Below are 21,146 nucleotides of genomic sequence, written 5' to 3' on the forward strand. Positions count from 1 at the left end.
TCATCACTCTCTCGCTCCCCGGGCCGCGCCTGACGGCTCAACCGCGCTCGTCAGCGCTCCGACGTCGCCCGCCGGCTATCTCTTCTCCAGGACGAGGAGCTGCACGCGCCGGTTCTTCTCCCTCCCGGCCGCGCTCCTGTCGTCCGAGATCGGCTGGCTCGCCCCGTATCCCTTCGCGACCAGCCGCTCGGCCGCGATGCCCTTCCCGACGAGCCACCGGCGCACGGCCTCCGCGCGAGCGGTCGAGAGCGTCTCGTTGAACCTGGCGTTGCCGGCGCCGTCCGTGTGCGCGGAGACCTCGATCTTCACCCACTCCGGGTGCTGCTCGATGACGTCGCGCACCTCGGCGAGCACCGCCTCGCTCTTCGGATCGATCGGCGCCGGGTCATTCTTCAGCACGCGGAACACGACCGGCTCCAGCAGCACGATCTGCTCGCCCTGCACCCGCACCCGTGTCGGGCAGCCGCTCGAGCCTGCGTCGCCGCTCGCCGGGCCCTTCTCGCGCGGGCACGCGTCGGCGTCGTCGGGCAGGCCGTCGCCGTCCTGGTCCGTGGGCTGGCGAGGAGCAGGGGGGCAGCCAGGGCGCGTCGCGCCGCCCGCCGCGTCGCCCTTCTCTGTCGGGCACGCGTCGAGCGCGTCGGGCAATCCGTCGCCGTCCTGGTCCGCGGGGCAGCCGCGCCGCGACGGGTCGCCGCCCCCGGAGCCCGCGGCCGCATGGGGGCAGAGGTCGTCTTGATCGGCGACGCCGTCCTCGTCCTCGTCCTCGACGGGGCAGCCGTTCCTCTTCGCATCGGCGCTGGCCGGGCCGTGCGCGTACGGGCACGCGTCCCGCGGGCCGGGGATGCCGTCCATGTCCGGATCCGCGTTCGCGCCCACGTCCGCCGCCGCGCCGGCGGGCGGCGGCGCCGGGGGAGCCCACGCCACCGTCCCCATCGCGCGGAACGACGGTGTGCCGATCGCGTCGCCGATGCCCGGACCGGCGGCCGCCCCGACGACGAGGCCGGCGAGGGGGCGGAACCGCGCGCCCAGCAGGAACTCGGCGCTCGTCGTCCTCTCCACCTCGACCCGCTCGCGCGCGGTGAGCGACAGGGAGCCGCCCTGGAGCATCGTCTCGGCGTACGCCTCCGGGCCGAGCTGCAGCCGCTCGTCCCAGAGGAGCACGCCCGCGCCGCCGCCATAAGCGAGCGTCGAGGGGCTCTCGGAGCTCCGCATCACCGCGCCGGCCGCGACGCTCCACACGACGCGCGCGACCCGCCCGCCGAGCAGGAGCTGCGGCGTGACGCGGACCGCGCCCTCGCCGACGTATGCGTCCGAGCTGCCCGTGGGCAGGTGCAGGGACGCGCTCGTGCCGATCTGGAAGGGGTCACCGTCGTCGCCGAGCAGCCGGACGCGCACGCCGAGACGCAGATCGCCGAGCGCCGGGGAAGAGGGCGCCTCGGGCGCGCCTGCGCCGGCCGCCGCGGCGGCGCCGTCGCCGCTCTGGGCGAGCGCGAGCGGCAGCGACGCCGAGACGAGCAGCCGATCCCACAGCGAGAGGGAGCCGCCGACGTGGAGGAGCGACTGGCTTCCGACGATCGCCCGCTCGGGCGAGGCGCCGCCTCCGAGCGTGAGCGGATCCTCCGCGTGGTCGAACAGCACGAGGCCGCGCGGGACAAGGTGCCCTCCGATGAACGGCGACGGCACACCGAAGAGCGGATCACCCGCGGGTGTCGGCTCGAACCGGCTGAGCGCGACGGCGCCAGGCCCCTCCGCGCGCGCGGAGGACGGGCCGAGGGCGATGCCGATCAGCGCGCCCGCGAGCGCCGCGCCCACCGTGATGAAGCCTCTCATGGGCGCCGGATGGTATCCCCGCCACCGCGAGCGGAGCAAAGGCGATTTGTCCGAGACGTTTCCAACAGTTGCTCGTGCGGCGCGTGCATCGGGTAGCATCGCGGTGATCCGAGGTGGAGAGTCGGAGAGTCGGAGCGCGGCCATCGCGGCGTGCCTCCGCCAGCAAGGAGCATCGATGCGAGGGAAGCACCTGGGCCATTGGGGGCGCGCCATCGCGGCCGCGCTCGGCGTTTGGCTCGCGGCGAGCGTCGCCGCGGCCCAGCCGGCGCGCTCCGCGCCCGCCGCGACGCCGCCCGCCGCGACGCCGCCGGCGGAGACGCCGCTCGCGGAGTCGCTGACCGGGATGGCCAGGGCCGAGCACGGGGCGGGCGCGGCGCTGTTCGACGACGGTGACTACGCGGGCGCGCTCGCGCGGTACGAGCGCGCCTACGAGCTGTCGCGCGATCACCGGCTGCTCTGGAAGGTCGCGCTCTGCCAGAAGAACCTGCGGCGCTACGCGAAGATGATCGCGACGCTGCGCCGGATGGAGGCCGAGGCGGGCGCCGCGCTGTCGGCCCGCGACAAGCAGGACATCGCCGACCTGATCAAGGCGGCCGGGGCGTTCGTGTCCTTCCTCGCGATCACGGCGAGCGAGCCGGGGGCCGCGGTGTTCGTGGACGACGAGCCGGTCGGGACGACGCCGCTCGCCGCGCCGGTGCCGATCGACATCGGCGAGCGCCGCATCCGCGTGTCGAAGCCGGGCTTCGTCGATTTCGTCCGGCAGGTGAAGGTCGTGGGCGGCGACAGCGTGGCGCTCGTGGCGCGGCTCGACCGGGCGTTGCACCGGGGGCGGCTCGCCGTCGCCGCGGGGCAGGACGATCTCATCGCGATCGACGGCAAGGTGGTGGGCAAGGGCCGCTGGGAGGGCTCGGTGCAGAGCGGGACCCACGCGCTGCGGGTGACGGCGCCGGGGATGACGCCGCACGAGGCGCAGATCCTGGTCCGCGACGACGAGCGCCGCCGGATCGACGTGTCGCTGGAGCGCGCCGCGCAGCGGGGCGGCGCGAGCAAGTGGCTCTGGATCGGCGGCGGCGCGGCGATCTTCGCGGGCGCGCTCGTCGCGGGCTCGCTGCTCTTCGAGCCGGGGACGCCGGCGGAGCAGGGCAGCCTGGGCACGGTCCCGCTCGGCTTCGGAGGGAGACGTTGATGCGGATGAAACGGACGAAGCGGACCAGGTCGGTGTCGGCGGCGGCGTTGCTCGCGCTCGCGGCGGCGGCGGGGGTTTCGGCCTGCGGCGGCGAGAAGGGGCAGCTCATGGTCGTCTTCCAGACGGACATGTCGCTGCCGAAGGACATCGATACGGTCCGGATCGAGGCGACGCTCGACGGGTCCGTCGTCTACGACGAGACGTTCGAGCGGCTCGGGAGCGAGGGGTCGATCCTCCTGCCCGCGACGCTGGGCTTCCTCACGCCCGACGACCCGTCGCAGGCGCTCCGGGTGCGCGTCATCGCGAGCCGCGGCGGGAAGGACGGGGTGCGCCTGCTCCGCGAGGTGCTGACGACGGTGCCCGAGGGGCGCACGGCGACGCTGCACATGCCCATCCAGTTCCTGTGCGACGGCTCGGCCGAGGTCGAGCGCGACGCGCAGGGCAACGCGCTGCGCGACGCGGAGGGCAACGTGCTCGTCAAGAACAGCTGCCCCGAGGGCCAGAGCTGCGTCGCGGGCTCCTGCGTGCCGCGCGAGGTCGACTCGAGCGAGCTGCCCGATTACGAGGCTCTGGCCGTGTTCGGCGGCGGGACAGGCGACGGCGATGGGCTCTGCTTCGACACGCTGAAGTGCTTCGCCGGCGCCGCGTCGGCGCCGGTCGATCTCGAGGCGTTCGCCGCGGACGGCACCGTCTGCCGGGCCGCCGCGCCGAGCGGCGACGTGAACGTCGCGCTGCTCACGCAGGGCGGCGGCATCTGCGGCGAGAGCGCGTGTTTCGTGCCGCTCGACGCGGAGAGCGACGCGGGCTTCCGGGTGGAGGAGGGCAACGTGCTCCGGCTGCCGGTCGAGGTGTGCCGGCGGGCGCAGAGCGGCAAGCTCGCGGGGCTCGCGATCGCGGCGGCGGGCGAGGGGCAGTGCCGCAGGAAGGGCACGGATCTGCCGACGTGCGGCCCTTGGTCGGCGCTGCTGGGCGGCGAGTCCACGAGGCCTGACGCGTCGGCGCCGGTCCCCATCGCTGTGGCGCAGGTCCACCCTGTGTCGCTGCGGGTGGCGGCGGGGGGCGTGACGTGGATCGCGGGCGCCACGTTCGACGGGGAGGGGATGGCCCAGGAGGACGGGGAGCTGAAGACGGCGCCCATCGGCGGCGGCGATCCGCGGATCCTCGGCGCGACGCAGGCCTCGCCGCGGGATCTCGCGATCGACGAGGCGCGGCAGGTGGCCTTCTGGACGAGCGCGGAGGACGGCACGCTGAGCGTGGTCCCGCTCGCGGGCGGCGAGCCGCGCGTGCTGCTCGCGGATCTGGAGCAGCCCGAGGGGCTCGCGCTCTCGGGCGGCGCGCTCGCGTGGACCGAGCTCTGGGGAGGCGGCGTGTTCCGGGCGCAGCTGAGCGGCAGCGGCGCGGAGGTCGCGCTCGGCGCGCCGGAGGACCTCACGCCGCCCGGCACGGCGTTCTCGTCGCCCTACCGCGTGGCCAGCGCGGGGGACACCGTGTGCTGGACGTACCAGGGCACGCTGGGCAGGACCGACGGGGCGGTGGCGTGCCGCGTGGGAGAGGCCTCGGTGACGATCGCCGCGGAGCAGCTCACGCCGCGGGAGATCGCGCTCGACGTGGACGGGGAGGGGAACGCGGCGGCGGTCTACTGGGCGAGCTTCGAGGGCGGCAGCGTCTTCCGGGCGGATCTGAGCGGGGCGGAGGTCGGCGCGCCCGAGGAGATCGCGTCGGATCAGGGCCAGCTGAACGGCCTCGCGGTGGACGAGGGGCACGTGTACTGGACGCGGCGCGACGCGGGGACGGTCGTGCGCATGCCCAAGGGCGGCGGGGAGCAGGAGGTGCTGGCCTCGGGGCAGGCGCGGCCGGGCGACATCGCGGTGGACGAGGCGACCGTCTACTGGATCAACGAGGGATCGCCGGACGGCAGCGACGGCGCGCCGGTGAAGGACGGGGCGGTGCTGAAGCGCGCGAAGTGACCGGGGCGACCTGAGCGCCTGGCTCGCCCTGGCCAGCGCACCGGTTCACCGCGCAAGATCCCGGCTGTCCAGCGGGCTCGACCCTACCCGGCGGAGTCGAGCTCGCCCTCGGCCTGCTCCGCGCGTCATCGAGGTGACGGCACCTGGCTCCGTGTCATGGCCTCAGGTACTTGTCGATGGTGTCTCGCACCACGTGCCCGACCGGATCGAACCCGGAGGACTCGAAGAGGAAGTTCTGCCACACAGCGACGAACTCGCGGCCCGACGCGTGTTGGATGATCGAGCCCTCCGAGTAGACGTTGCTGCCGCCGTTCACCGGCTTGAGCTGGGCGAGCCCCACCTTCGTGTGGGTCACCGTGAAGTTGAGGGGCGGCGAGGCGCGGTCGATGAAGACCTCCGGCACGGCGACCGCCTTGGCCAGGAGATCCCTCATCTCACCGCTGCTGATGCCGCCGACCAGCGTGCCGTCGTACATCAGCGTGTACATCCGCGCGAGGTGAGTCGCGGTGGTCGCCTGGGCGACCTTCCCGTCGTTCACGGAATCGATGCGGAAGTAGGGGTACTTGGCAGTGTAGTCCCCCGCCAACCAGATACCGGTGTTGGTGGCCGCGTCGAAGAAGCCTCCCGACGCGAGCGCGCCGTTCAGATAGCCGTAGCCGGATCCGTGCACGCACTGGGCGGCGCTGCCGTTGTCGCTGATCGCGATCATCTTCTCAAGGTGGCCCTGGAAAGCGCTCGAGAAGTTCACGGTGAAGCCCGGCCCCGGGCTCAACGGGAGGACGTCAAACGTGCTCGCGTACTGCGGTACCGCGTGGAACTTGAGGACGCCCTTGAGCGCCGGTATCGATGAGACCCGCGTCAGGATCGCGGGATCGAGGTACAGCGCTGCGTCCTTGAGCAGCGCCGCCTTGGTCGTGCTCCCGCCGAGCTCCGCGGCGATGTCTCGCAGCGTGCGGCGGAGCTCGAAGGCCGAGTACATCGCCGCGACCTTGAGCAGGCTGGCCGAGAAATGTACCTCGTTGCCCCTGAAGTGTGCAATCGGGCGAGAGCCATCGGGCTCCAGCGAGACGATCGCCACGGCCGTCCGCCAGCTCGTGCCGGGCCCGGCCGCGACGGCGTCGTCGAGCGCCTTTTGGAGCTTGGCGTTCGGCCTCAGCGGGTCCGCATACGTGTTCGGGAAGGGTGGCGTCTTCAGCGCCAACACGCGCGCAGGCACGGCAGGGACGGGCCCCCTACCCACGGTCGGCCTCGTCGAGCGATACCACCGGCGTCGCGAGCGTGCCGTGCGCCGCGACGAGCGCGAGGTGCGTCGACTCGTCGAGCGTCCCGGTCGCGGAGAGGCCGATGTCCCATTGAAATGCGCGTACCGCGGCGTCAAGAGGATCGGTGTCAGGATAGCCGATGTTGTGCAATCGCTTCCTGGCCTGCTCCTCGATCGTGCCGATATCGTAGTTCACGTACAGCTCCAGGCGGAAGGGCGGTGGCCCCTCCATCTCGTCCATGCCCCGGTCCTCGGTGCGGCCCCACTCGACGAGGCAGCGCTCCGGGACGCCTGGCACCGTGATCGTCGCCACCCCGTCAGGCGCGCGACCGACGCGCGAGCGACCGGCGGCCTGGATCCGGTAGGGGGCGCCCGCGATGAGCTCCGCCCAGCGGTTGCGGAGGGTGATGGTGATCTGGGTGTACGTCCGACCCTCGCACGGCGAAAAGCGCGCGAACCGGTCGTACCAGGTGCACGCCATGGTGCGGTGATCGTTTCGATACTCGCGAGCTTCGAGGTCCGGGCGGCGGCGCTGGTCTCCGTCGGGCCAGAACATCTTGCGGCAGGCGGCGGAGCCCTCGTCGGCGCGGGGGCACGGCCAGGCGCTGGCGGTGACCGGAATATCGCCGGGGAAGAGGAACACCATCGCGCGACGGTTTGACGCGTTCCGCGCGTCGCGCTCGGCGCGAGGAGCCGCACCGGAGTCGTACTTCCGCTGATCGGCTTGAGAGATGACGAGCACGGGGTTGAATTCGCTGCACCCCTGGTGCGCGCCCTTGCCCAGCGGATCCTCGCCCCGACCGACGAACCTGTCGAGCGTCATCGAGAACGGCTGTCCGGCGGCATCGGTGCATACCGCATCCATGTAGGCCGCGAAGAGCTCTGCGCGCGTCTTCGGCCCGGCGTCCCCGTCCGTGGTGAGCCCACGATCGGCCTGGAAGCGCCGCACCGCAGCGATGGTGGGGCCGTCTTCGATGCCGCTTGGATCTCCCGCGTAGTAAGGACGCTCCGGATCGGCAGCGGGGTCGAGCAGCGCGCCCAGCATCATTTGCACCGCGCGAGTCCCCCAGCGGTCGTTGCCGAGCGGCTCTTCATAGAGCTTCTCCCAGAGGGCCACGTCGCGGGTGAGGAGCCCGTAGAGCGCCTGGGCGCGGCGAACGCTGAGGCCTCGGTTGTAATCGTCGAGGCCTGACGCGTCCGCGTGGCCGAATACCGCCGCGAGCGATCCTTCGTTGGCGCGCAGGAGCGCCGCGAACCGAGGTGCGCTCGCCCGCACCCCCGGCTTGAGCAGCGAGGAGTCGAGATCGAACAGCGCCTCGTTGAGGCGCCAGCACGCGATGGGCGCGATCGATGGGCGCACGGTATTGAACCGCGTGTCGGTCGCCGGTGCCACGTAGAACGGCAGCCTCACGCGAGGGCCCTGGGTCGAGACCAGCGCGTCCTGCGTTGCAAAGCCTTCCGGATCGTCGTCGAGCCACTCTGTCATGCGATGTTCACTCAGGAGACCACGCTTCGTCGGCGGGTCGGGATTGACGCTGTCGCGTTGCGTGTGGCTGCAAGCGTGTCAACGCGAATTCTTGAATCTGTTACTCAATGCGGCGCTGGCATCCAACGGTAACCGCCCTCCTGGACGACCTGATCCGAGTTCTCGTGGGCCCACTCGATGCCGGGCGCGCCCTCGCTCGGAGCGGCGAACACGAGCGGCCACTCTCGCATCGAGTAACGGACCGGCCAGCTTGCCGGGGTGCCGTCCACCGCGAGATCACAGCGCAGCGCCTCGACCCGCGATCGCGATGCGGGCTGCCAGCGCGCTGTCGTCTTTTCATCGCCGTCCGTCTTCTTGCCTGGGATCAGGGCGGCGCCCGCTGAAAGAACCGAGACATGGTCGGGGCGGCATCGGAGGCCCAAGGCGCCTGGCATCACTCCGCAGCCGGTCTCGGCGGGGCCGGCCGTTGCGGAGAGACGATAGGAGCGTGGGTCCTCGGACGCGCGCGCGCCGGTGTATACGGTCATGGTGGGCGCGGGCCACCGAGTCTCGTCGTTCTCGTCACCATTGAGTGACATCCCGAGCTGCGTGGGAGGCTTGCCGACCTGGCAGAATACCTGCAATCGCGCGCGCGTCGCGCCGCGGAAGAGGACCCACGTCAGTCGAGTCGGCGGGTAGCGTAGCGCTCCGACAAGGACCTGCCGGAAGACCCGGCGATCGAGCGTCGCGTCGTCGAGCGCCTCGGCCGCTACACTCGGCTCTGTCGTGAGTCCGGCCCCCGCATCCGTCGCGGTCGTCGGTGCGGGCGGCGCCGATGCGTCCGGCACGGCGTCCAGCGCAGCATCGCGCGTCGGGTTCGGGGGCACCGGAGGCACGGCCACCAGCGGCGACCGACTGCCGCTGGGCGGCGGCTCCGATCGCGTGCTGCCGCATCCACCGAGCGCCGCCAGGGTAATCAGGACGTAGCAGCGAGCGAGGCGTCCTCTCGCGGTGCGGCGTCCGGACGCCGAGCCGCGCCGTGCGCCGCGCTCAGCAGCCATAAGCATCTTCGACGGCTGCCTCCAGCGACGGCGTGCGCTCGCCATCGACCGTCAGCCCGTGATCGTACTGGAAGAGCTCGATGGCGAAGCGGAGCATGTCTTCGTCCGCGTCGCCAGGATCGCCCGCCCAGTAGCCCATCGCGTTCAGCCGCGCCGAAAGCCCCGCCGGCGCTTCGACCGGATCGAGGTGTCCGATCGCGAGATCGTACCCCACCCCTCCGTACGTGAGCGTTGCCCGCCGGGCGTCGCGCGGGATCCGCTTACGAACGACGCCGTCACCGTCCGTCGTCATCTCCTCGGCGATGCCGTCGACCGCGAGCTCGCAGCGAGCGCCGTGAAGCGCCTGATCTCGCCAGTCGAGCAGGCGCACCGCGAGCTGGAGCCACGTGCTTCTCAGGACGAAGCGGTGCATCCTCCCTGTGCTCGCCTCGACCTCCTTCGCATCGGCATCGGGGATCGCGAGCGTATCGCCCGGCGCGAGGACGTACGGCGATCTCCGTTCCCGGCTGAGCTCCGCGTTGTCCGGGTGCTGCCAGATCACATCGTCGTTCGCGAAGCCGTAGTGCGCTGCGATGGACGCCAGGTGCTCTCCCTGGCGGACGACGTGCTTCTGAGGCATTCGGCCGAACCTACCAGGGCCCTTTCGGAGCGGCAACCCTGCACGTCATGCTCTCGGGCTCTGCGTCGGCGCTTTACCCCGCCGGCACAGCCAGATACATTTGTGCTTCGGAGGGAGCTGATTCAACAATGCATCATAGCTGGCATGTCGGCTGCTTCCCCGAGAAGGTGTGGATCGTACGGCGCCTCGGTGGGTCGCTGCCCGAGGGGGCTGAAGTGCTTTCCGCGCTGGAAGCGACGTGGCGCGTGGACGCGTGGTTCACCGACGAGACCTGGGGCAGGTTGCTCCTCATCGACATCTGCGAGGCGCTCGGCCATCCCGTGGCCGTGGGCGTCGGGCTCGATCCGGGCAGGCTGCGAGCGCGGCTGCGGGAGGCGTTCGCCGACGGCAGGCTCCACGCGTTCCGCGTGCGACGTGTCTCGGCGGGCGCGGCCCTCGTCACAAAGCCCGAGTCCTCCAGGGGCGGGGTGCCCGACCCTCCGGCTAAGGGAGACAAGGACTGGATCTCGATCCAGCTCATGGACGACGGAGCTCCGCCGAAGCCTGTACCGTTCATGAAATATCGTATCGAGCTGCCCGATCAGTCGGTTCGTGAAGGGCTGCTCGATCAGAACGGGCAAGCGTTGCTTCAGGGGATAGATCCGGGCACATGCAAGGTATCGTTCCCGCAGCTCCACGGCGACGACTGGCGCCCCGTCGCCTAGGTCCGCCCGCCCGGAGTCCGGCCAGGGATGGCCGGCCGTGCAGGGCCTGCGCGCTCGCCGCCGCGTGTGCTATGGCGCGATCCGTGAAACGCACGGCGCTTCTCCTGCTCGCCCTCGCGCTCCCGGCGTGCGGATCGAGCTACGCACAGCAGGGCCCGAGCGACACGCTCCGGGCCTACGCGCAGGCGCTCCAGGAGGGGCGCGTCGACGCGGCCTACCGGCTGCTCTCGGACGAGGCCAAGCGGTCGATGTCGCTCGAGGCCTTCCGGCGCGCGGTGCGGGACAACCCGGACGACGCGCTCGAGATCGCCCGCGCCATCGCGCGGCCCGCGGCCGATCCGGTGGTGACCGCGACGGTCACCATGCCGAACGGCGAGGAGCTCCTGCTCGTCTTCGAGGGCGGTCGCTGGCGGCTCGACGCGGCGGCGGTCGATCTCTACGGTCAGGCGACGCCCCGGCAGGCGCTGGTGGGGTTCCTGCGGGCCTTCGAGCGGAGGCGCTACGACGTGATCATGCGCTACGTTCCCGACGCCGAGAGGGAAGGCCTCGTCGAGCCCGTGGGCGCCGCGCCCGATGAGGCAGGCGCGCCCGGCGAGGCGGGCTCCGCGCGCGCCGGCGGCGAGGGCCCGGCGCAGCCCGCCGGACCTGGAGCCGCGCCGGCGGCCGCGGGAGCTGACGCGGCGCAGAAGCCTGGCGGTCGGCCCGGGACGGTCAAGGCCGCGGCCGCCGCGGCGCAGCTGACGCCCGAGAAGCTGAAGAGCGCCTGGGAGGGGCCGCAGAAGGAGCAGATCAACCGGGTCGTCCAGGCGATCAAGGCGGCGCTGCCGACCGCGACCATCGAGGAGACCGGGGACAGCGCGTCGATGGCCTATGGCGCCGGCGGCACGGTCGCTTTCACGCGTGAGCACGGGGTCTGGAAGATCAAGGACTTCTAGCGGCGCGCCCGCGTCATGGCTTCGAGAAGAGCGCTGTACTAGGGTTGTCTGCATGCCGACCGGCGATCCTTCTTCGCGAACGCCTCCCTCGCCCGACGCGGATAGCGTCCCGATCCTCCCGCTGCGCAACTCGGTGCTGTTCCCGATGTCGGTCGTGCCGATCAACGTCGGCCGGCCGCGGAGCGTGCGCCTGGTCGAGGATCTCCTCGGCCGCGAGCGCGCGCTGGTGGGCGTGATCAGCCAGAGGTCGCCCGACGTGGACGAGCCGACGTTCAAGGAGCTCTACTCCGTCGGGACCGTCGCGCGCGTGGTGAAGGTCATCCGGCTCGGCCCGAACAACTACTCGGTCGTGCTGAACGGGCTCGGCCGCTTCCGCGTGAAGTCGGCGTTCTCGCTGGAGCCGTACATGCGCGCGCGGATCGAGCGCATCCCGGAGTCGCTCGTGCGCGACGTGGAGCTCGAGGCGCTCGGCGCGGGCCTGCGCGAGGCGACGCGCGAGGTGCTCGGCCTGATGCCGAACCTGCCGCGCGACACGGCGGGCATCCTCGACAACGTGCGCGAGCCGGGCGCGCTCGCCGATCTGATCGCCTCGAACTTCCCGCAGGCGCAGGCCTCGGTCGGCGACAAGCAGGAGATCCTCGAGGCGTTCGACGTGAAGGCGCGCGTCCGCCTCGTGCTCGCGATGGTCGGCCGCCAGCTCGAGGTGCTGCGGGTCAAGAAGGAGATCTCCTCCATGGTGCAGGAGGAGATGGGCAAGTCGCAGCGCGAGTACATCCTCCGGCAGCAGATGAAGTCGATCAAGGAGGAGCTCGGCGAGGGCGGCGACGACGACGAGATCGAGGAGCTCCGCGAGCGCATCCGGCGCGCCAAGGTGCCGGCGGAGGTCGACAAGGTGGTCCGCAAGCAGCTCAGCCGGCTGCGCTCGATGGCGCAGCAGTCGGCCGAGTTCAACGTGACCAAGACGTACCTCGAGTGGATCGCGGATCTGCCGTGGTCCAAGACGACGGTGGACAAGCTGAGCGTCGAGAGCGTGCGGCGCTGCCTCGACGAGGATCACCTCGGGCTGGAGAAGGTGAAGAAGCGGATCGTCGAGTACTCGGCGATCCGGCAGCTTCGCACCGACAAGAAGGGGCCGATCCTGCTCTTCATCGGGCCGCCCGGCGTCGGCAAGACGTCGCTCGGCAAGTCGATCGCGCGCAGCATGGGGCGCCGCTACGAGCGGATCGCGCTCGGCGGCGTGCGCGACGAGGCGGAGATCCGCGGGCACCGGCGCACGTACGTGGGCGCGCTGCCCGGGCGCATCCTGCAGGCGCTGAAGAAGGCGGGGACCAAGAACCCGGTGCTCGTGCTCGACGAGGTCGACAAGATGGGCGTCGACCTGCGGGGCGATCCGGCGGCGGCGCTCCTCGAGGTGCTCGATCCGGAGCAGAACTCGACGTTCCAGGACCACTACCTCGACCTGCCGTTCGATCTGTCGCAGGTGATGTTCCTCGCGACCGCGAACAACTGGGACGGGATCCCGGGGCCGCTCGTCGACCGCATGGAGGTCATCGAGGTGCCCGGCTACACGCGGACGGACAAGCTGGGGATCGCGCGGGAGTTCCTTGTGCCGAAGCAGCTGTCGGCGCACGGGCTCACGGACGAGCGCCTGGAGTTCACGGAGCCGGGCATCGAGGCGGTCGTCGACCACTACACGCGCGAGGCCGGCGTGCGCGGCCTGGAGCGGCAGATCGCGGCGGTGTGCCGCGCGACGGCGGTGAAGGTCGCCGAGGGCCACGACGTGCGCGAGGTGGCGACGCCCGAGCACGTGGAGCAGGTGCTCGGCCCGCACAAGCACCGCCCCGAGATCGCCGAGCGGACGCTCCAGCCCGGGGTCGCGACCGGCCTCGCGTGGACGCCGGCGGGCGGCGAGATCCTCTTCATCGAGGCGACGAAGATGCCGGGCAAGGGCAACGTGGTGCTCACCGGCAACATGCGGAACGTGATGCAGGAGTCGGCGAGCACGGCGGTGAGCTTCGTGCGCAGCAAGGCCGATCGGCTGCACCTCGATCCGGAGTGGCTCAAGGAGATCGATCTGCACGTGCACATCCCGCAGCACGGCACGCCGAAGGACGGGCCGAGCGCGGGCGTGACGATGTTCGCCGCGGTGGCGTCGCTGCTGCTCGGGGCGTCGGTGCGCAGCGACGTGGCGATGACGGGGGAAATCTCGCTGCGCGGGCGGGTGATGCCGGTCGGCGGCGTCAAGGAGAAGCTGCTCGCGGCCCACCGCGCCGGGATCCGGCACGTGCTCATCCCGGCGAAGAACCGGCGCGACCTCGAGGACGTACCGCAGGACGTCAAGGAGCAGATCAAGATCACGATGGTGTCGTCGATGGAGGAGATCCTGCCGCTCGTGCTGGAGCCGCCGCGGCGCGCTCCGGCGCAGAGCGCGTCGCAGGAGGAGGTCGAGGAGCAGGCGGGGGTGTAGCGGCAGGGCGCTCCACGAGCGCCTTCCCGCCTTCGTTCGATTTCGAGCGCGCTCCGGGGGCCGCGGCGATGCTAGCCGTGGCAGGCCCGCACGAAGCCGCAGCGCAGCTTGCGGCACGCCTCGACCGGGACGCCGTCGAAGCGATCCTCGGCCCTCGCCTCGGCGAAGCGCTCGGCCAGCCGGGCGAGCTCGCGCTCGAACCGCGCGTGCTCGTCGTCGGTGAGGGTCCCCATGGGGCCCGACGCCGCGAGCCACACGGGCTCGACCTCGGCGCCGACGAAGAGCACGCCTGCGCGGACGGGGCGGTCGGGGTGGCGCCTCCTGAGCGCGAGCGCAACCGCGCGCAGGCGGAGCTCGTACGGCGAGAGATCCGCCCGGGGGCGCGCGCGCTTGTACTCGACGACGTCGACGAGGCCGCCCGGGTGCAGGACGGCGAGATCGACGGCGAACGAGAGCGCGAGCCTCGCGCCGCGCCGTCGTCCGGCGCGCTGGGGCTCGACGTCGAGCACGAGCGCCTCCTCCCGGAGGAGCGACGCCTCCTCGGCGCGCACCTGCCGCGCGTAGGGGCCGTCCAGGAAGCGCGCGACACGCTCTGCGGTGCGCAGCACGTCCGGGCCGTGCGGCGGGAACCCTTCGAAGGTGAGGCGGGCGACGACCTCCTCGGCCTCGGTCGGCTCACCCCAGCGCGCGCGCGGCCAGCGCTGGAGCACCCGGTGTACGGCGCGACCGGGAGGGCGAGGATCCGCGCCGTCCTCGAGCTCGACGCGCTCCTCGCCCGGGAGCTCGGGCGGGCCCTCGACGTCGAACAGGCCGAGCTGGTCCCCGCCGGCAGGCTCGCCGATCCCGAGGAGGTGGCGCAGCCGGAAGCGGCGCGGGCACGCCTGGAACGCCGCGAGGGACGCGGCCGCGACCAGCACGGTCTGGGCGCGCGCCGGCCCTGTCGCCGGCGGCGCCCGGGGGGCCGGCGCGGCGCGCGCGTACGCGTCGGTGCCAGGCGCGGGCGCCTTCGCCCCGGCGAGCAGCGCGCTGGCGTCGAGCGTCGCGCGGATGGCGCCGGCGAGCGGCGTGGAGGCCTCGAGGCCGAGGTCCGCCGCGGCGCTGCGGGGCTCGCCGTCGGCCTCCGCTGTGGCCCGGGGTTCGGCGTCGACCGCCGCCTTCAGCGTCAGCCACGCCGAGCCGCTCCGTGGCTTCGCCTCGGCGCCGACGAGCACCAGCTCGCGCCGGGCGCGCGTGATCGCGACGTACGTGAGCCGCTGCCGCTCGGCGCGCTCCCGCGCCCGCACCTCGGCGCGCGCCGCCTGGAGCGCGGGCGTGCTGACGGGCAACAACGGCCCGCGCGCCGACGCCTCCGCGTCGTGGAGCGAGCCGGTCCGCGACCGCCCGTCGATGATCCGCGCGAAGTGGCGCACGAGCAGGGCGGCAGGGCGGTCCCCCGCGGCGGGGACGTAGCTCAGGCCAGGCTGAGCCGCGCGGGGCTCCGCGTTGAGATCCAGGAGCACGACGGCCGGGAAATCGAGCCCCTTGCTGGCGTGGATCGTCGTGAGCCGCACGGCGTCGTCCTCGGGCGAGAAGACAGCGGCCTCGGGCTCGTCCGCCTCGTCGCGGATGCGGCGGTCGAGCCAGCGGACGAAGCTCGCGAGCGAGCCGCCACGGCGGCGGGCGATGGAGACCAGGCGGTCGACGTTGCCGAGGCGGGCCTGGGCGCGAGGGAGCGCCGCGATGACGCGGTCGAGATCGAAGGCGGTGACCGCGGCGCGGATCGCCTCGCCCGGCGTCGAGCGGAGCGCGGCGCGGCGCAGGCCGGCATAACGGGCGCGGAACGCCTCGAGCCGCTCGCGATCGCCCGCGGGGAGGCGCGCGAGGACGGGGAGCGGGCGCCCGTCGTCGAGCTCGGCGTCTTCGGGCGAGGGCGACCAGACACCTTGCGCCAACGCGGCGGGCCAGCGGCCGAGCAACGGGACCGCGAGGCCGCGGCCAGGAGGCGCGAGGAGCGCGAGCGACGTGTCGGAGAGCGCCACCACCGGGCCGCGGAGGACGGTCGCCAGGGCCAGGCGATCGCGCGGATCGAGCAGGAGGCGGAGGATTGCGGCCAGATCGCGGACCTCGGCCGCGTCGAAGAGCGCGCGGCCGGCCACCACGTACGGGATCTCGAGGCGCGCGAGCGCCAGCTCGACGAGCGGGATCGTGCTCCTCCGACGGGTGAGCACGGCGACGTCGCGGAAGCGCAGGTCGCCAGTCGCGGCGCCGTCGCCGCCCGCGCCGCGGACGCGCCGCGCGATGTACGCGGCCGCGATCAGCGCCTCGCGCAGCTGTCCGCGCGCGTCCCGGACGAGGGCGTCGACCCCGTCGGGAGCGCCGCCGCCGTCGCTGACGAGCACGACGTCCGTCGGGCCCTCCGCGGCCCTGCCCGGCGCCGCGACCAGGTGCTCGGCCGCGCTGTAGGCGATCTCGAACTCGCGCGGCGAGGCCCGGGGCGCGCCCGCGTCGCCGTCGTCCGCGCCGCCGTCGCCCGAGCCGCGATCCTGGGCGAAATCGCGCGCGGAGAAGGCGTTGATGAACGCGAGCAGCTCGGGCGTCGACCGGCGGCTCTCGCGGAGCGCCACGAAATCGGCGCTCGGGTCCGGCGACCAGAGCGCGGGCGCCAGCTCGAGCGCGCGGCCCGCGGCGGCGCCGGCGAGCTCCGCGCAGACGCGGCAGAAGATGGAGACGTCGGCCCCGCGGAACCCGTAGATGGATTGCTTGCGATCGCCGACGAGGAACAGGCCATGACCGGACAGGCTGGCCGCCGTCGGGGCCGCGCCGGCCGGACGCGAGAGGGCGGCGTCGTCCCGCTCGCGCAGGAGGTACACGAGATCGCGCTGCACAGCGCTCGTGTCCTGGAACTCGTCGACGAGCAGCACGTCGACCGAGCCGCGGACCGCCGCGCCGATCGCCGGATCGTCCCGCAGGCCGTCGCGGGCGGCGCGCAGGAGATCCCCGAACCCGAGGCCGCCCTCGGTCCGGCGGATCGCCGAGAGCCGCTCGCGGATCTCCTCCAGCAGCTCGATGATCCGCGCCTCGCGGCGCGACAGGGCCGGGGCCTCGCGGAGGAAGCCGAGCAGCTGCTGCGCCTTGTCACGGTGCTTCTCGCCCGGCAGCGCCTCGCGGAAGGCGATGAGCGCCTCGTCGGCCGGCGTCGACTTGCTCTTGTGCGGCTTGCGCTGCGTGAGGAGCTCGATGAGCGGGGCGCTCGCGGCGCTCGCGGGGAAGGGCGCGCCGCCGTCCTCGCGGCCGAGCGCCGCCACGAGCGCCGCCGCCGGCGCGCGGAAGGCGGCGCTGCCGAGCGCGGCGCTCCCGGCGGCGAGGCGGCGGAGCTCCCGCGCGAGCGCGCCGGCCTCGGCGGCGTGGTCGGACACGGCGAGCCGGCGCGGCGCGAGGCCGTCCTCGTCGAGCCGGTCGAGCAGCCGCGTGACCTCGCTCCGCGCGGCCTCGACGCCGCCCGTCGCGGCGATGAGCGCGCGCGCGGCCTCGGCGCGCTCGCCCCCCTCGGCGAGCGCGCGGCTCAGCGCCTCGTCGACGGCGAGGTCGCTGAGCGCCTGCGCCTCCTCCTCGTCGAGGATGCGGGCCGTGGGCGAGAGCCCCATCGCGATCGCGTGCCTGTCCACGATCTGCTTGGCGACGCCGTGGAGCGTGTCGATGCGCGCGGCGGGGAGGCGGGCGATCGCCTCCTCCGCGCGCTTGCGCAGCTCGGCGACGGGCAGCGACGCGCCGCCGCCGGCGCCGGGGAGGCCGGCGACGGCCGCCTGCCGCGCCCGGAGGATGTCGGCGAAGGGGATGTCCGCCTCGCCGTTCCAGCGGGCGATCTCGCGGAGCGATCGCTCGACGCGGTGGGCGATCTCCCGGGCTGCGGCGCGCGAGAACGTCGTCGCGACGATGCGGTCCGGCGGCACAGGCGGCGCGGCGGACGCGGCGTCGGGCAGGCCGAGGGAGGTGAGGCCGAGCGTGAGCAGCACGTAGAGCGCCGTGAGGCGGTGCGTCTTGCCGGTGCCGGCGCTCGCGGCGACCACGACGTTGCGGCGGAAGGCGTAGATGAGCGCGTCGCCCCCGGCGAGCTCCGCGCCGCGCGGGGCGTCGCTCACGCCACCTCCTCCGCGGCCTCGTCGCTCGGCACGACCGCGGGGCGGCGGCACACGTCGCGCGCGTCGCACCGCGCGCACATCGTCGAGAGCGTCGGCCGCGGCGCGGCCTTGCCCTCCCAGAGCGCGACGACAGCGGCCCGCGCCGTGCGCGCGGCCTCGGCCCAGCCCTCGGCGAGCGCGCGCTGCTCGTCCGCCGTGCGCGGCCACAGCTCGATGAGCCCGCGCTGGCGCACGCCGATGTAGACGGCCCGCACCTCCTCCGCGCCCAGCGCGCGCGCCGCGATGGCGCTGTACAGCGGCAGCTGGAGCGCCCTCCGCCGCTCCTTGGCGTCGGGGAGCTTGCCGGTCTTGTAGTCGACGACCCGCACGACGCGCTGGTCGGTCGATCGATCGAGCCTGTCGATCTGGCCGTCGACCCACAGGCTCGGGCCGTCCTCCTCGTCGGACAGCGGGGGGAGCTCGAGCGGCTGCCACGGGGGCGGCTCTCCGGCGCCGAAGCGCCGCTCGGCCAGGAAGAAGCGGAGCTCCGGCGACGCGTCCTCCCCGTCTCCGTCGAGCGTGCGGGCCACGACCTCCATCACGTCCGCGATCGCCTTCTCGACGGCCTCGCGGCGGAGCGGGGCCATGGGCGCCGAGGCGCCGAGCGCCGCCTCGGCCGCGGCGCGCGCCGCCGCGAGCTGCTCGGCCGGATCGCGCTCCGGGCCGAGCTCGCGCAGCGCCTCGAACGAGGCCTGCAGGGCGCGGTGGATCAGCGTGCCGCGCTCGCGCGCGTCGGCCGACTCGGCGAGATCCTCGGCGCGGCGCACGTGCAGGACGCGGCGGGCGAACGCGGCGAAGGCGCAGCCCACGGCGCGCTCGATGTGGGTGACGGCGATCGGCCTGTCGGGGTGCGCCCCGCCGATCGCGGCCCTGAGCTGCGCGGCGAGCGCGGGATCGCGGTCGACGAGGACGCGGCCCGTGTGGAGGTCGATCGGCGCGCGCGGATCGAGGAAGAAGTCCGCGCGGGCGCGCTCGATCCGGATCCGCTCCGCGAGGTCCGCCGCCGGCCGCCCTCCGCCCGCGAGGGCGATGAGCTCCGCGTCGCGCGGGCCGAGGGGCGCCGCGTCCGGGGCGACGCGCGAGGCGGGCTCCGTCCGCTGGGGCGCGCCGGCCCCCGCGGCCGCGATGAAGAGCGGGTGCGGCTCGTTCGGCTCGCTGTCGTCTACGCCGCGCGTGTAGCAGAGGGCGACGCGCCGGGCGCCGGCGAGCGCCCAGCCGAGCTCCGCGCGCTGGGCCGCCTGGCGCTCGCGCCCCGACGCGGGGCGGCTCGGCGCCGGCAGCCGCCCGCGGAGCGCCTCACCGAGCAGCGTCTCGTCCGCGCCCGGGCTTCCGCCGTAGGCGCGCGCGTCGAGCCCGGTCACCACCACCACGTCATGCTCGAGCGCCGTGAACCCCGCGGCGACGTCGATGCGCACAGCGCCGGCGCGGCCGGCGTCGCCGCGGGGCCCGGCGCCCTGCTCGGCCGCGGCCCGCTCGAGCTCCGCGTAGATCTCGGCCGCTGTGGCGGGGCGCTCCTCGCAGCCGAGGTCGTACGCGGCCCGCGCGAGCGCCTCGGCCTGCTCGCGGATCGCGCGCGCAGCCCGGGCGCCCTGGCCCATCGCGCCCATCGCCTCGAGCGCGAGCGCGCCGCCGCTCCGCCGCTCGCCGCGCAGCGCGGCGCGGAGCTCCTCGATCCCGGGCTCGCCGAAGCCCAGCTTGTCGAGGAGCGACAGGAAGCGCCGCACGATCTCGGGCCGCGTCGTCGCCTCGCCGATCCAGCGGGCGCTGGCGAGCAGCCGCTCCAGCGCGTGCGGCATCCACGCCTCGTCGTCGCCGTCCTCGTCGCCGTACGCGCCGCCCAGGACCTCCAGGCCCAGGGCGAGCTCCGGGTCGCTCAGCGCCTCCTGCGCGGTCGCCGGCGCCGGCCGCGCCGTCCCTGCGCGGCGGTCCGCGCGGCGGGCCGCCACGACCGAGATGAGGCCGTCGATGAGCAGCCGGCCCGTGCGATCCACCTCGACCGGCACGTCGCGCAGCCGGTGGGCGAGGTCGGTCGAGCGCCGCTCCGCCTCGGCGGCGGACGTGCGGTCCATCCAGGCGCCGGCGTGGACCCCCGGGGCGCGGAGGATCTCGATCGCCTGCTCGCGGCGCACCGGCCCGACGGCGAGGCGCAGGATGGCGAGCGCGACGCGCCCGTCGGGGCAGCTCGCGGCGGCGCGGCCGCGCGGCTCCGACGAGCGGACGCCCGCGTCGGCGAGGGCGGCGCGGAGGGGCTCGAGCGCGGCGTCGTCGAGCGCCGGCACGACGACGGCGATCCGCTCCGGCGGGATCCCGCGGCCGAGCGCGGCGGCCACCTCGGCGGCGGCGGCGCGCGCCTCGCCCTCCGGGGTCCTCGCCGCGATGGCGGCGAGCGGCTCCGCTCCGCCGTCGGGCACCCACGCGATCTCGGGCGCGTCCTCGAGCGAGGCCCAGCGCCGCTCCAGGGCGTCGGCGACCGGCGCCGCGCCGTCGTCCGGCAGCGCGGGCAGCTCGACGGTGACGCCCGCGCCGCCGCGGGCGCGGACCGCGGCGTGGAGCGCCTCGACCCAGGCGAGATCGTCGGGCTCCCAGGCCACGGCGCCGCGGATGGTGACCTTGCGCGGGAGCGGGAGCGCGGCGGCCGCGCCGGCCGAGCGGAGCGCCCGCGCGAGCAGGGACCCCGCGCAGCGCGGGTCGACGAGGCCCGCCGCCCGCAGGGCGGCGTCCGCCCGATCGAGGACCTCGGCGATGGCGATCGCGTACGGGGTCCCGAGCGCCCGCAGCTCCGCCGGGGAGGTCCCGGCGCGCCGGAAGCTCCCGAGGGCGCGGTCGAGGGCGTGCGCGAGCGCGACGCGCGCGGCGGGCTCGGCCGGCTGCCGAAGTCGATCCGGCGGCAGGGCGTCGAGGGCGAGCCGGGTGGCGAGGCGGGTGGTGTGAGGGCTCGCTATGGCGGCGTCCGGCGCCAGCAGCGCGAGCGCCTCGGAGACGAAGCTCCACCGTGAGCGGATTTCCTGGTCCGCGCTGCGCGCGTCGCGCAGATCGAGAGAGGCGAGCTCGCGTTCAACGTGCCGCTCGGTCGGGACAATGAGGAGCGATGTTCTGCTCACCACCGCGAGACGGCCGAGCGCCGCTCCCGGGAAGCGCAGGCGCCCGCCACGGCAGGGGGCTGAGAGGGCGCCGGCGCATCTGAATGCACGTCCAGCAAGGGGTACCTCACGGCAGACGCTTTACTTCATGCATCCGTCCCCTCGCAACCTCCGCCGGGGGCGCGCCGTGTTGAAAAAATCCCGCGGAATGTGGGAATTCTTGTGGGCAAATCGGAATGCGTGTTGAAAAACCTGTTGGGAACCCCGGACGGTCCAGGCCGTAGCCTCCGTAGATCTGCGGAATTGCACCCGGCGAGCGCGCGCCGGAGCACGCCCGGGGCGCTCCGGGGTTTTCAACAGGCTCAGCGCTGGGCGGCGGCGATCGGAGGCGACCGGGCGTCACGACGGGAACGC

The 21,146-nt window shown here is 73.9% G+C and carries 12 protein-coding genes; 5 read left to right on the forward strand and 7 right to left on the reverse strand.

The genetic code is table 11. From position 1 onward, the window contains the following. Window positions 1-75: 75 nt before the first annotated feature. Complete coding sequence (locus tag WMF45_RS16335; protein WP_437717813.1) at window positions 76-1,830, reverse strand: OmpA family protein; 1,755 nt, start codon at window positions 1,828-1,830, stop codon at window positions 76-78. Window positions 1,831-2,005: 175 nt separating this feature from the next. Here WMF45_RS16335 and WMF45_RS16340 point away from each other — a divergent pair, with 175 nt between their 5' ends. Both WMF45_RS16340 and WMF45_RS16345 read left to right on the forward strand, forming a co-directional pair. Continuing rightward, window positions 2,006-3,016, forward strand: a complete 1,011-nt coding sequence (locus WMF45_RS16340) for a PEGA domain-containing protein (protein ID WP_437717814.1) — start codon at window positions 2,006-2,008, stop codon at window positions 3,014-3,016. Window positions 3,017-3,021: 5 nt separating this feature from the next. Next, window positions 3,022-4,983, forward strand: a complete 1,962-nt coding sequence (locus WMF45_RS16345) for a hypothetical protein (RefSeq protein ID WP_437717815.1) — start codon at window positions 3,022-3,024, stop codon at window positions 4,981-4,983. Window positions 4,984-5,137: 154 nt separating this feature from the next. Here the strand turns inward: WMF45_RS16345 and WMF45_RS16350 are convergent, their stop codons facing one another. The 4 genes from WMF45_RS16350 to WMF45_RS16365 all read right to left on the reverse strand — a co-directional run bounded on the left by WMF45_RS16350 (window position 5,138) and on the right by WMF45_RS16365 (window position 9,389). Beyond that, the gene (locus tag WMF45_RS16350; protein WP_437717816.1) at window positions 5,138-6,187 is read right to left on the reverse strand and encodes a hypothetical protein; all 1,050 of its coding nucleotides are present in this window, start codon (window positions 6,185-6,187) and stop codon (window positions 5,138-5,140) included. A 28-nt stretch (window positions 6,188-6,215) separates the two neighbouring features. After that, window positions 6,216-7,730, reverse strand: a complete 1,515-nt coding sequence (locus WMF45_RS16355) for a peptidoglycan-binding protein (RefSeq protein WP_437717817.1) — start codon at window positions 7,728-7,730, stop codon at window positions 6,216-6,218. Between the two features lie 104 nt (window positions 7,731-7,834). Next, window positions 7,835-8,770 carry a hypothetical protein gene (locus WMF45_RS16360; RefSeq protein ID WP_437717818.1) on the reverse strand — a complete coding sequence of 312 codons (936 nt, stop codon included), beginning with the start codon at window positions 8,768-8,770 and terminating at the stop codon, window positions 7,835-7,837. Beyond that, window positions 8,760-9,389, reverse strand: coding sequence for a peptidoglycan-binding protein (locus tag WMF45_RS16365; RefSeq protein ID WP_437717819.1), 630 nt, complete (start codon window positions 9,387-9,389; stop codon window positions 8,760-8,762). Before WMF45_RS16365 ends, WMF45_RS16360 begins: the two co-directional genes overlap by 11 nt. A 128-nt stretch (window positions 9,390-9,517) precedes the next feature. Between WMF45_RS16365 and WMF45_RS16370 the strand changes: the two genes are divergently transcribed. The 3 genes from WMF45_RS16370 to lon all read left to right on the forward strand — a co-directional run bounded on the left by WMF45_RS16370 (window position 9,518) and on the right by lon (window position 13,495). After that, window positions 9,518-10,093, forward strand: a complete 576-nt coding sequence (locus WMF45_RS16370) for a hypothetical protein (protein WP_437717820.1) — start codon at window positions 9,518-9,520, stop codon at window positions 10,091-10,093. A gap of 83 nt (window positions 10,094-10,176) precedes the next feature. After that, on the forward strand, window positions 10,177-11,028 hold the full coding sequence (locus tag WMF45_RS16375) for a hypothetical protein (protein WP_437717821.1): 852 nt from the start codon (window positions 10,177-10,179) through the stop codon (window positions 11,026-11,028). A gap of 52 nt (window positions 11,029-11,080) precedes the next feature. Further along, window positions 11,081-13,495, forward strand: coding sequence for an endopeptidase La (gene lon, locus WMF45_RS16380; RefSeq protein WP_437717822.1), 2,415 nt, complete (start codon window positions 11,081-11,083; stop codon window positions 13,493-13,495). Between the two features lie 71 nt (window positions 13,496-13,566). On the opposite strand, the gene WMF45_RS16385 is transcribed toward lon, so the two are convergent. Together WMF45_RS16385 and WMF45_RS16390 are read right to left on the reverse strand one after the other, a co-directional pair. Continuing rightward, window positions 13,567-17,613 (reverse strand): UvrD-helicase domain-containing protein, encoded by a 4,047-nt coding sequence (locus WMF45_RS16385; protein WP_437717823.1) that lies wholly within the window; start codon window positions 17,611-17,613, stop codon window positions 13,567-13,569. Beyond that, window positions 17,610-20,753 carry a PD-(D/E)XK nuclease family protein gene (locus WMF45_RS16390; protein WP_437717824.1) on the reverse strand — a complete coding sequence of 1,048 codons (3,144 nt, stop codon included), beginning with the start codon at window positions 20,751-20,753 and terminating at the stop codon, window positions 17,610-17,612. The genes WMF45_RS16385 and WMF45_RS16390 overlap by 4 nt, the downstream gene beginning before the upstream one ends. Between the last annotated feature and the right edge of the window lie 393 nt (window positions 20,754-21,146).

The organism is Sorangium sp. So ce448, from assembly GCF_051520915.1.
Classification (GTDB): Bacteria; Myxococcota_A; Polyangia; order Polyangiales; family Polyangiaceae; genus Sorangium; species Sorangium cellulosum_B.